Annotated in this window: 9 protein-coding genes; 5 read left to right on the top strand and 4 right to left on the bottom strand. The window is 49.2% G+C overall.

From position 1 onward, the window contains the following. Positions 1-122: 122 nt before the first annotated feature. The 4 genes from RH89_RS07485 to RH89_RS07470 are packed head-to-tail and all read right to left on the bottom strand — an operon-like array spanning position 123 to position 4,878. Positions 123-1,763, bottom strand: coding sequence for an electron transfer flavoprotein-ubiquinone oxidoreductase (locus RH89_RS07485; RefSeq protein WP_004400728.1), 1,641 nt, complete (start codon positions 1,761-1,763; stop codon positions 123-125). Between the two features lie 9 nt (positions 1,764-1,772). Continuing rightward, positions 1,773-2,942, bottom strand: a complete 1,170-nt coding sequence (locus RH89_RS07480; RefSeq protein ID WP_004400727.1) for a dihydrodipicolinate synthase family protein — start codon at positions 2,940-2,942, stop codon at positions 1,773-1,775. Positions 2,943-2,953: 11 nt separating this feature from the next. Then, positions 2,954-3,721 carry a 3-ketoacyl-ACP reductase gene (locus RH89_RS07475; RefSeq protein WP_004400726.1) on the bottom strand — a complete coding sequence of 256 codons (768 nt, stop codon included), beginning with the start codon at positions 3,719-3,721 and terminating at the stop codon, positions 2,954-2,956. After that, complete coding sequence (locus RH89_RS07470; protein WP_004400725.1) at positions 3,718-4,878, bottom strand: acyl-CoA dehydrogenase family protein; 1,161 nt, start codon at positions 4,876-4,878, stop codon at positions 3,718-3,720. The genes RH89_RS07475 and RH89_RS07470 overlap by 4 nt, the downstream gene beginning before the upstream one ends. Before the next feature lie 163 nt (positions 4,879-5,041). On the opposite strand from RH89_RS07470, the gene RH89_RS07465 reads away from it, so the two are divergent. The 5 genes from RH89_RS07465 to RH89_RS07445 form a co-directional block, all read left to right on the top strand. Continuing rightward, positions 5,042-6,535, top strand: a complete 1,494-nt coding sequence (locus RH89_RS07465; RefSeq protein WP_038145254.1) for an aldehyde dehydrogenase family protein — start codon at positions 5,042-5,044, stop codon at positions 6,533-6,535. A gap of 80 nt (positions 6,536-6,615) precedes the next feature. Next, entirely contained in the window at positions 6,616-7,365 is a 750-nt protein-coding gene (locus RH89_RS07460; protein WP_004400723.1) for an electron transfer flavoprotein subunit beta/FixA family protein, read from the top strand. Positions 7,366-7,374: 9 nt separating this feature from the next. Continuing rightward, positions 7,375-8,307, top strand: a complete 933-nt coding sequence (locus tag RH89_RS07455) for an electron transfer flavoprotein subunit alpha/FixB family protein (protein ID WP_004400722.1) — start codon at positions 7,375-7,377, stop codon at positions 8,305-8,307. Positions 8,308-8,484: 177 nt separating this feature from the next. Beyond that, positions 8,485-9,600, top strand: a complete 1,116-nt coding sequence (locus tag RH89_RS07450) for a sugar ABC transporter substrate-binding protein (RefSeq protein WP_004400721.1) — start codon at positions 8,485-8,487, stop codon at positions 9,598-9,600. 56 nt (positions 9,601-9,656) lie between these two features. Continuing rightward, positions 9,657-10,508: ABC transporter permease (locus tag RH89_RS07445; RefSeq protein ID WP_004400719.1), on the top strand; the 852-nt coding region annotated here is incomplete at its 3' end.

The raw sequence follows: 10,508 nt of genomic DNA, 5'->3' as shown, positions 1-10,508 counted from the left end.
GTTTTCAGATTCTTCTAAAGAACGTACAAGTATTGTTTTTCAGAGGTATCTATCGCATGAAATGCAATATATTCCTGATGCTTAAATAAGCATTTGTAGTTATTACAAATATTTCGTAGATACTACATCCCCGAATAATTAGGTCCGCTTGCTCCTTCTGGTGGTGTCCAGGTGATGTTCTCACTGGGATCTTTTATGTCGCAGGTTTTACAGTGAATGCAGTTCTGGCTGTTGATTCGAAAAGCGGGCTCTGCATCTTTTGAAAACTCCACTTCATAGACACCGGCAGGGCAGTAAAACTGTGCTGGCTCACCAAATAGCCGTAAGTTGGTACTGATCGGTATGGTCGCGTCTTCCAGCTTCAGATGATTGGGTTGGTCGTCCCGGTGAGACAGGTTTGCCAGATAGACAGAAGACAATCGGTCGAAGCTGAGTTTGCCATCCGGTTTTGGGTAAGTGTAGGGCTCAACAGTCGATAAGGTTTGCAGTGATTTGGCATCTTCACTTTGGTGATGCAACTGCCACGGCGCGTTGCCTTTGAACAATCGGCTTTCGATGGTTTGCACTGCTCCGCCTGCCCAGCTTCCCCATTTTTTTATCGAAGGGATGAGGTTACGGGAAGCATAAAGCTCTTGGTGTAACCACGAATTTTCGAATAACTGGGTAAAACACTGTGATTTGTCCTGCTCTGTTTTCTCCCAGCTTTCAATGATGGACTGCGCGGCAAGCATGCCGGACTTCATTGCCGTATGAGTCCCTTTTATTTTGGCAACATTGAGCGTGCCTGCATCACAGCCTAGCAAGAACCCGCCGTCGAAACTCATTGCCGGAAGCGCATGAAATCCGCTCTTGTTTATGGCTCTCGCACCGTAGCTGATGCGTTCCGCATCTTCGAGGAGGTCGCTTAACCAGGCATGGTGTTTAAGGGACTGGAATTCCATAAATGGCTGTAAAGAGGGGTTACTGTAATCCAGATCGATCACCAAACCCAAAGAGACAAGGTTGTCGCCATAGTGGTAACAAAACGCGCCGCCATTCGCCTTTTGGTTGAGTGGCCAGCCAATGGCGTGCTCTGTTTTCCCCGTTACATGCTTATCTTTCGAGATTTTCCATATCTCTTTAAAACCCAGTGCAAAATGGTTCGGATCTTTGCCTTTATCCAAGTCAAAATGGCGGATCAGTTGCTTGCCTAAGTGACCTCTCGCCCCTTCACAGAAAAGGGTCTGTTTAGATTTGATGTGAATTGCCGGTACGTAATTCGGGCTTTCAGAACCGTCTTCGTTTAAGCCCATTTCCCCCGTAATGATACCGTCAACAGCGCCATGTTCATTAAACGCGATGGAGTCGGCGGTAAAACCTGTAAAGATCTCGACCCCAAGGTTTTCGGCATGAGAAGCCAGCATCTGACACAAAGCGCCAAGGCTTATTACCCAATTTCCCGTGTTATCGAGCTCTCTAGGAAGCAACATGTGTGGAATACGGAGCTTGTCATCGGTGTTTTTAAGCCAGTAGAAATCATCCTGAGTAACAGGGTGACCAAAATCCGGTGACTGATCCCGCCAGTCGGGGATCAACTCATCCAATGCTCGGGGTTCAAGCACCGCACCAGAGATGATGTGTGCCCCAACTTCTGCCCCTTTTTCCAATACACAGACAGACAGCGCTTTTCCCTGCGCTTCACCGAGTGTTTTAAGCTGAATGGCACTGGCAAGACCGCTTGGTCCTGCCCCTACAATCAGCACATCGTATTCCATTACATCCATAATAAATATCTAGTTAGTTACGCCATAAATCTTCAAAAAACGCTTCATTCTGTCAGCAGCAAAATCCGGATCTCTGAGCAGGCTGGCTTGATCCGCCAGTTTAAACAGCTCTGTGAAGTAGGTTATTGGTCGCATGGATTGTGCGCCGCCCACCATCACAAAGTGATCCTGAAAGCCGTTCAGGTATGCCAAAAAGACAACCCCAGTTTTGTAGAAGCGTGTAGGGGCACTGAATATCAGGCGAGAAAGTGGCACGGTGGGCTCTAAAATATTCATAAATGCCGACTGATTTCCTTTCCCCAGCTCCGTCAAAGCGAGCGCCGCTGCCGGAGCAATAGCATCGAATATTCCGAGTAACGCATGAGAATAATGGGTACTGTCACCAGCAATCAGTTCGGGGTAGTTGAAATCATCACCCGTGTACATTTTCACGCCAGCCGGCAGCCTTTTGCGCAACTGGATTTCTTTTTCTGCATCCAATAGTGAAATCTTGATACCGTCGATTTTGTCCTGATTTTCATGAATCATGTGAACAACCGTATCCATGGCTTTATCGACATCAGCGGTGCCCCAATATCCTGTTAGCTGAGGGTCGAACATGTCGCCAAGCCAGTGCAGAATCACAGGGTTGTCCGCGTCTTTGAGCACGCTTTGATATACTTTAAAATAGTCTTGCTCTGATTTAGCAGTTTTCGCCAGAGCACGACTTGCCATTAAGATGAGCTTCCCGCCGACAGACTGAATTGCATCGATTTGCTCTCGATACGCAGCGATGACTTCATCCAGAGAATAGCGTTGGTTATCGTCGAGTTGATCCGTACCGCAACCGTGATAAATCAACGCATCAGGCATATCTGAAACCGCTTCCTGAGTATGACGAATCAGCGCCAGCGCATCGTCCCAGGTTAATCCCATTCCGCGTTGTGCTGTGTCCATCGCTTCAGCAATACCGAACCCCATCGACATCAGATAGTGACGGTAAGCCAGTGTTTTCTCCCAATCCAGCGAAGCTCGCCCAGAAGGTTCAGTCGATGTTAACGGGTTTGCCACAACATGCGCCGCTGAAAAAGCTATGCGGTTAAATACCCCAGAGTTGATGGCGCTTTCATCAAGCGTGTTCCCAATCACCTGATACTTGCTTAGCTTCTGCTGTTCATCAGGCAAGATGATATGTGTCATAAAAAGTCCTTTTAAAATCGGCTGACCAGCATGCCTGCATCAACCGAAATAGTTTGTCCTGTTGTGTAAGGCAGTTGCCCTGTTGCCAAAGAGGTGACCACTTTTCCTACCTCTTCCGGCACCCCAATTCGAGGCAGAAGAGTAAACCCATTTTCCACCCGCTCCCGATACAGGTGCATAGAAGGCGCGGTCATTTCGGTTTCAATAAGACCTGGCTGAATGTCGTACACCGCAATGTTTTCGCGCCCTAACCGAACCGCAAATAAATTAGATACCATCGCCGCAGCCGCTTTGGATACGCAATACTCAGAACGGTTTTCACTCGCCGCCTTGGCGTTGGAAGAGGTGATGTTGATGATCGAAACCGGATGATCGCTCACCGGATTGGCGACACGCACCTTAGCGAATGCCTGCGAAAGAAAGAACATTGCTTTGGTGTTAATGAGCTGGCATCGGTCGTAACTCTCTGGTGTTACATCCAGAAGATCGCCTCGGTTTTGTACCGAAACGCCTGCATTGTTTACCAAAGTGGTTATGCTGCCCAAGCTGGTTTCCACCTCTTTGAGCCAGTTCGCGTGAGAATCAATATCTGAAACGTCGCCGCAAAGCGCCATATGGGGCTGACTGAACTTTTCCAGCTCAGCCAGCGTTTCTTGTAGTGCAGGGGAATCTTCCCGGTCATTCACCGCGACACGGTATCCCGATTTAGCCAACGCCAATGCGATGGCTTTACCAATTCCGCGAGCACCACCCGTCACTAGTGCGACAGGCGACTTCATGATTCCGCTCCGTTTTTCAGAAGCTCTCGGGCGATAATGGTACGCTGGATTTGGTTAGTCCCTTCGTAAATCTGAGTGATCTTGGCATCACGATACAAGCGCTCTGCTTCAACCCCGCGGATAAAACCGCCGCCGCCATGAATTTGCGCCGCATTGGCCGATTGTGCAACCGCCGTATCCCCGGCATAACATTTGGCGATGGAACACGCTTTTGTGGCAGGCTTACCTGCGTCTAACAACATCGCAGCCTGATGAACCAGCGCTCTTGCCGCCGCAATCTCTTTCGCCATATCGGCCATCATCCACTGCAAACCCTGATTGTCGCTAATAGGCTTACCAAATTGTTTACGGGTCTGAGAAAACTCGACCGAAGCTTCTAAGCCAGCCTGTGCAATGCCTGTCGCCAGTGCAGCAATGCCCACTCGCCCTTTATCCAGTGCACTCATCATCATGTAAAAACCGCGACCTTCTTCGCCAAGTAATGCGTTCTGATCCAGTTGAACATTATCAAAAAGCAGAGAACCAACCTGCGAGGCACGTTGTCCCATCTTTTCTTCTTTCGGCGCTTTGGTTACGCCTTCAAGTGCGCAGTCCACAATGAAAATACTCATCCCACGGTGACCCGCATCCAAATCGGTTCTTGCCAGTACAAAGGCGTAATCCGCAACAGGAGCATTATGAATCCAGATCTTTTCGCCATTTAGCTGCCAGCCTTGATCCGTTTTGGTCGCCGTGGTGCGAATGTTCGACACATCCGACCCAGCTTCGGCTTCTGTAATGCAGTAGGCGACGAACTTCTCAGCGGTCAACACTTGAGGGAAAAGCCGGTCTTGCTGCTCCTGATTGCCGTACTTACTCAGTAAGAAAGTAATCAGCTCTACTAAGCCACACTGGTCTGCGATAGACGCGTAACCGCGTGACAACTCTTCCATTACGATGGCGTAGCTTAATGTATCTAAGCCGATACCTCCGTGTTCTTCTGGGGCGGTAATCCCCAGTAATCCGAGTTCTCCCATTTGCTTATAGATATCACTTGGAAACGCAGAGTCTCTGTCCAGTTGTTCTGCTCTTGGTTTTACCACTTCCTGTGCAAACCGACGGGTGGTTTGCTTTATGTCTTCATAGACGTCCAAAGGTAATTGTGGAGTCACTAACATTTTTCACTCTCCTTGTAACTATATAGTTACTTATAATGAAATCTTGTGCTAAGGTCAAACATAAATCGGTTAAAAAATAACTGATAATGATAAATGAATTATTAATTGGTTAAGTAAAACTACTTATTAAAACAGAAAGATAAATTTACGTTGAGAGTGGAATATGGCAGTTCTTAGTTTACCAAAGGAAGTAACACACTATCAGATGTGGATAAATGGCGAGTGGACTTTAGGCTCGTCTAATAACGTATTTGAGCGACAAAGCCCCGGTCACGGCGTGGCGGTTTCTGTCTATCCGCGAGGAACGAAACAGGATGTCTTCGATGCGGTGAGCGCCGCTAGAAATGCATTTGACGATGGCGCTTGGTCTCGCTGCTCTGGTGCAGAAAGAGCAGACAAACTGGCAGAAGTTGCACGATTGATTAAAGCCAGCCAAGAAGACATCGCTTACCGCGAAACATTAGAAACGGGCAAGCCTATTTCTCAAAGCCGGGGAGAAGTAATGGGCGCGGCGGGTTTCTGGGATTACGCAGCAGGGCAAGCCAGAGCACTGGAAGGAGAAAGCTTCAACCAGCAGGGAGAAGACACGCTCGGTTTGGTGCTTCACGAACCTATCGGTGTGGTGGGTTTGATCACGCCATGGAATTTTCCTTTCTTTATATTGTGTGAGCGCCTGCCTTTTATTTTGGCTTCAGGGTGCAGTGTAGTGATTAAGCCGAGCGAACTGACGGCGGGCACCACTCTGATGCTGGGTAAGTTGATAGAGCAGGCGGGCATTCCCAAAGGGGTAGTGAACATCGTGACCGGTCCGGGCTCAGAGCTTGGCAATGCCATGAGCCATCACGAAGACGTCGACATGATCTCCTTTACGGGCTCTACTCAGGTCGGCAAAAGCGTACTTGAAGGTTCTAAAGTCAACATGAAGAAGGTGGGTTTAGAACTGGGTGGCAAAAACCCTCATGTGGTGTTTGCGGATGCCAATCTCGATGAAGCGGCCGATGGCGTAGCCTTTGCCCTTTGTTTTAATGCGGGTCAGTGCTGCGTAGGAGGAAGCCGACTTCTGGTCGCGTCTTCAGTGGCGGATGACTTTATCTCGCGTTTAAAAGATCGGCTTGCCAAAGTGAAGATCGGCGATCCTCTGGATGAAGATACACAAGTGGGTTCAATGATTGACCCAACGCATTTTTGCAAAGTGAATGAGTTCCTGGAAAGTGGCACCAAGCAAGGTGCGACATGTGCTTACGATTTCGGTGCGTGTACTGACGTTCCAGAAAAAGGGCTGTATTTCTCTCCTAAGGTTTTCCGAGATGTTCCGCCTGAAGCCGACATTGCTTCGGAAGAAATCTTTGGTCCGATTTTAACCGTCAGTGAATTCGACGATTATCAGGACGCACTAAAGCAGGCGAATGATTCAGTGTATGGTCTGTCTGCCAGTATCTGGACGCAGAACTTAAGCACAGCAACCAAGGCGATGCGTGACATTCAGGCCGGTCGCGTCTGGGTGAATACCACCATTACTGGTGGTCCGGACATGCCTATTGGTGGTATGAAACAGTCTGGCTTAGGAAGAGAAACAGGTAAGTACGGGATTGACGAGTACACCGAGGTGAAATCGATCCATGTATTTACTGGCAAGCGCGATATGTGGGTATCGTAATTTATTGAATTAAGCGAGGAGGCGGAGAACCGCCTCTTTTTAGAAATCGAAATAACTAATTAGTTACTTGAGGTTGAAGTATGAAGGTATTGGTTCCGGTAAAAAGAGTGGTGGACCACAACGTTCGGGTTCGGGTGAATGATGAACAAACGGGCATTGAACTGAATAACGTAAAGATGGCCATGAACCCATTCGATGAAATCGCGGTAGAAGCGGCGATCGCGTTGAAAGAACAGGGGAAGGTGACGGAAGTGACCGCGATATCGATTGGCGAGAAAGAATGTGAGAGCGAGCTGCGCCATGCCATGGCAATGGGAGCAGATAACGCAGTATTGATTGGATGCGATCAATCGCCAGAGCCACTTGCAGTGGCCAAACTGCTGGCGGCGTATTGTGAAGAAAACCCGTGTGACCTGGTGATTATGGGTAAACAGGCCATTGACGACGACTGCAACCAGACTGGGCAAATGCTGGCGGCGTTGATGAATTGTCCTCAGGCGACGTTTGCCTCGGAGATTGAAATCGAAGGCAGAGACATCAAGGTGACACGAGAAGTAGACGGCGGACTGGACACTGTGGCGTTTGAAGCACCGGGTGTAGTCACCACCGACCTGCGCCTGAATACCCCTCGTTTCGTCAGCCTGCCAAACCTGATGAAAGCTAAGCGCAAACCCGTAGAGCACAAATCTGCTGACGGTTTTGGTGTGAATGTTTCACCTAAGCTGGAGGTACTTTCTGTAGTGCCACCAGAAAAGAGAAGTGGTGGCGAAATGCTGGAAAGCGTTTCTGCGCTGGTGGACAAACTAAAATCGCATAAAGCCGTTTGGTAAGGAGTCGAAATGAAACTACTAGTGATTGGTGAATATGCCAACGACAAACTCAGCGATGCGACAGCAAAAGTGGTCAGTGCCGCTTCTTCGGTTGCCGAAGATATTCATGTTTTGCTGACGGAAACCTATTCAGCCATAACCGAACAGGCGGCGAGTATCGAAGGGGTGTCAAAAGTCCTGAGTTGGGAAGTTGCTTCTCAACAGGCCGAAAGCCTTGCTCCGGTGATTGCTGAGATTGCACAACCTTATGACGCCGTGTGGGTATCAAGTTCAAGCTTTGGCAAAGACGTATTGCCACGAGTCGCGGCGCTACTGGACGTGATGCAGGTTTCAGATGTGGTCGAAGTGGTCGACAGCAAAACCTTTGTTCGCCCTATTTATGCTGGCAACGCTCTGCAAACGGTGAGAAGCCACGATGATAAACAGCTATGCACTATTCGTGCATCCAGCTTTAGCGCAGCTAATACAAATGATGCGCCAAATGCTCAAATCGAAACGATTCACAATGAGCAGCCTCAACCTAAGACCCGTCATGTCGGAACGCAGTTGAACCAGAGCGAACGCCCAGAGCTGACCTCGGCTGAGATTGTGGTTTCAGGTGGTCGCGGGATTGGCTCGGAAGGGGCATTTCAGCGAATTTTGATGCCATTTGCGGATGAACTGGGCGCGGCGGTTGGTGCTTCACGTGCAGCAGTCGATTCAGGCTTTGCTCCCAACGACTGGCAAGTTGGTCAGACAGGGAAGATTGTCGCTCCTGATTTCTATTTTGCTGTCGGCTTGTCTGGCGCTATTCAGCATATCGCTGGAATGAAAGATTCGGGTGTGATTGTGGCGATCAATAAAGATCCAGAAGCCCCCATTTTTGAGGTAGCCGACTACGGTTTGTGTGGCGATTTGTTCGAGATCTTGCCTCAGTTGCAAGCCGAACTGAAAGCACAATGAATGATGGGGTTATCTTGCCCTGTCCTTATTAACATAAATATCACATTTGCACATAAAATCACCATATTTTTCTTGAGAGGTCAAAGTGTGTGTGTTAAAAGTATGTAACTAGATGGTTACTTAAAAATAAGATCATCTACACTTGATCAAAAGCGTATCTGAAAGAAGGATTTTGTTATGTCATTCATCAAGACATTCCTGGAAAAGGAAACCATATCGAGACGCAACTTCATTATCGGCAGCGCCTATGGAGTGGGCGGTCTGGCAGCGGCATCCACATTTGGTGCAGGGTCAGTTTTTGCTGCAGGGCAAAAAACGGCTCCCGTACTGGCTTGGGGCTATCGCACACCAGATAACCCTTACTGGAACACCATCGTGTCTGGCGGTAAAGCGTTTGCTGAATCTTTAGGTATGGACCTGACCCATATCATTCACGGCGGAAACAACGAAAAAGTTGTTGCCGACACCAAATCGTTGCTGTCCCTGACGAAAGGTCGCCTTGCTTTGGCGGTGGATGCGAACGATTCTCCAAACGCCCGTGCTGTCGTTCAGGCGTGTAAAGATGCCAACGGATTTGTCAGTACCATCTGGAACAAAACTGACGATCTTCATCCTTGGGATTTCGGCGACAACTACGTGTGTCACATCAGTTGGTCGGACTATGAGCCGTCACAAATGACAGCTAAGATCTTGCTCGACGCCATTGGTGGTAAAGGCGGCATCGTGGGTATCGGTGGTATTGCTTCCAATGTGCCGGCGATTGAGCGTAAAGCGGGCTTGTTGAAAGCAATGGAAAGCTACCCGGATGTTGAGCTTCTTGACTGGCAGGCAGCCGACTGGAGTACGTCAAAAGCCGTTGATGTAATGAGTACCATGCTGACTCGCTTTGGCGACGACATTAAAGGCATCTTCTCATCCAACGACAGCATGACGCTGGGTATTCTGGAAGCCCTTCGAGCGGAAGGTCTGGCTGGTGAAATTCCAATCGTCTCCTACGACGGTACACCTGATGTTGTCAAACTGGTAATCGACGGTGAAGTGCTGTGTACCGTGAGCACCAACCCATACTGGGCGGGGGGCATTGCCTTGTCTCTGGCATATCACGCTGCGATTGGCACATACAAGCCTTCGGAAGAGCCAAAAGAGCATCGCGAGTTCTATGGTCCTGCCGTCATCATTACTCAAAAAGACGCGAAAAAGTGGTACGAGGAAAACGTCGCCAAAATTCCGACCTATGATTGGGAAGACTACTTCTCGCTTACAAGCGGTCAGATTAAGTACCGAACGTTTTAACCACTGACATTTCATGGGGCATGAAAATGCCCCAAGTAAGAACATAAGGAAGTGATATGTCATTGAATATCAGTAAGTCGACACTGCAACGCTGGGCACCCGTTTTGGTGCTGGTGGTGTTGTGTTTGATACTTACCGCCATCAATCCCAATTTCTTTTCGATTCGCAATTTTGCGCGTATTGCCACAGCCTCTGCTGCGCCACTTATGGTCGCGATTGGCGTGACTTTCATTATTCTGATGGGGTCGATTGACCTGTCAATGGAAGGGATTGTCGCATTCAGTGGAGCCATGCTCGCCATCTTGATTGGCTACTTCGGCGGGTTCGAATCCTGGGGCTGGCTTGCCATTCCACTGGCACTGCTTATTGGTGCTGCACTGGGTCTGGTGAACGGCTTGTTGCACGTGATGCTCAGAATCCCTTCGTTTCTCGCCAGTCTGGGGATGGGGTTTACCTGCATCGGGTTAACCATGTTCCTGACAGACGGAAACCGTATTCAAGCCAAAGACAGCGTATTTCGAATGCTGCTGACTGAGCGATTCTGGGGTTTCCCATTGATGGTATACGCCGCACTCGCGGCACTGGTTCTGGCGTGGTTTATTCAGAATCACACGTCATTAGGCAGACACTTCTACGCCATTGGAGGAGGGGAAGAACTGGCGCACGCATCGGGTGTGAAAGTGAACCGAGTTCGCGTACTGGGGTTCGCACTGGCCGGGGCATTCTTTGCCGCAGGCGCAATATTTGCGGTGGCGCGTATTGGCTCTGTCGCCAGTAACCTCGGAGACGGGTACATGTTTATTGCCATTACCTCAGTGGTTGTTGGGGGTACGGCACTTACAGGGGGCGTCGGAGGTGTCTGGCAAAGCCTGATTGGTGTTCTGATCGTCAACGTTATCAACAATGGC

Origin of the sequence: Vibrio nigripulchritudo ATCC 27043 (assembly GCF_000222685.1) — a bacterium.
GTDB classification, from domain to species: domain Bacteria; phylum Pseudomonadota; class Gammaproteobacteria; order Enterobacterales; family Vibrionaceae; genus Vibrio; species Vibrio nigripulchritudo.
The sequence above is the reverse complement of the archived record's forward strand: the minus strand, read 5'-3'. Positions and strand labels throughout refer to the sequence as shown.

Coding starts and splice junctions, on each gene's coding strand:
- RH89_RS07485 (WP_004400728.1), bottom strand. CDS start 1,763: ATGGATGTAATGGAATACGATGTGCTGATTGTAGGGGCAGGACCAAGC.
- RH89_RS07480 (WP_004400727.1), bottom strand. CDS start 2,942: ATGACACATATCATCTTGCCTGATGAACAGCAGAAGCTAAGCAAGTAT.
- RH89_RS07475 (WP_004400726.1), bottom strand. CDS start 3,721: ATGAAGTCGCCTGTCGCACTAGTGACGGGTGGTGCTCGCGGAATTGGT.
- RH89_RS07470 (WP_004400725.1), bottom strand. CDS start 4,878: ATGTTAGTGACTCCACAATTACCTTTGGACGTCTATGAAGACATAAAG.
- RH89_RS07465 (WP_038145254.1), top strand. CDS start 5,042: ATGGCAGTTCTTAGTTTACCAAAGGAAGTAACACACTATCAGATGTGG.
- RH89_RS07460 (WP_004400723.1), top strand. CDS start 6,616: ATGAAGGTATTGGTTCCGGTAAAAAGAGTGGTGGACCACAACGTTCGG.
- RH89_RS07455 (WP_004400722.1), top strand. CDS start 7,375: ATGAAACTACTAGTGATTGGTGAATATGCCAACGACAAACTCAGCGAT.
- RH89_RS07450 (WP_004400721.1), top strand. CDS start 8,485: ATGTCATTCATCAAGACATTCCTGGAAAAGGAAACCATATCGAGACGC.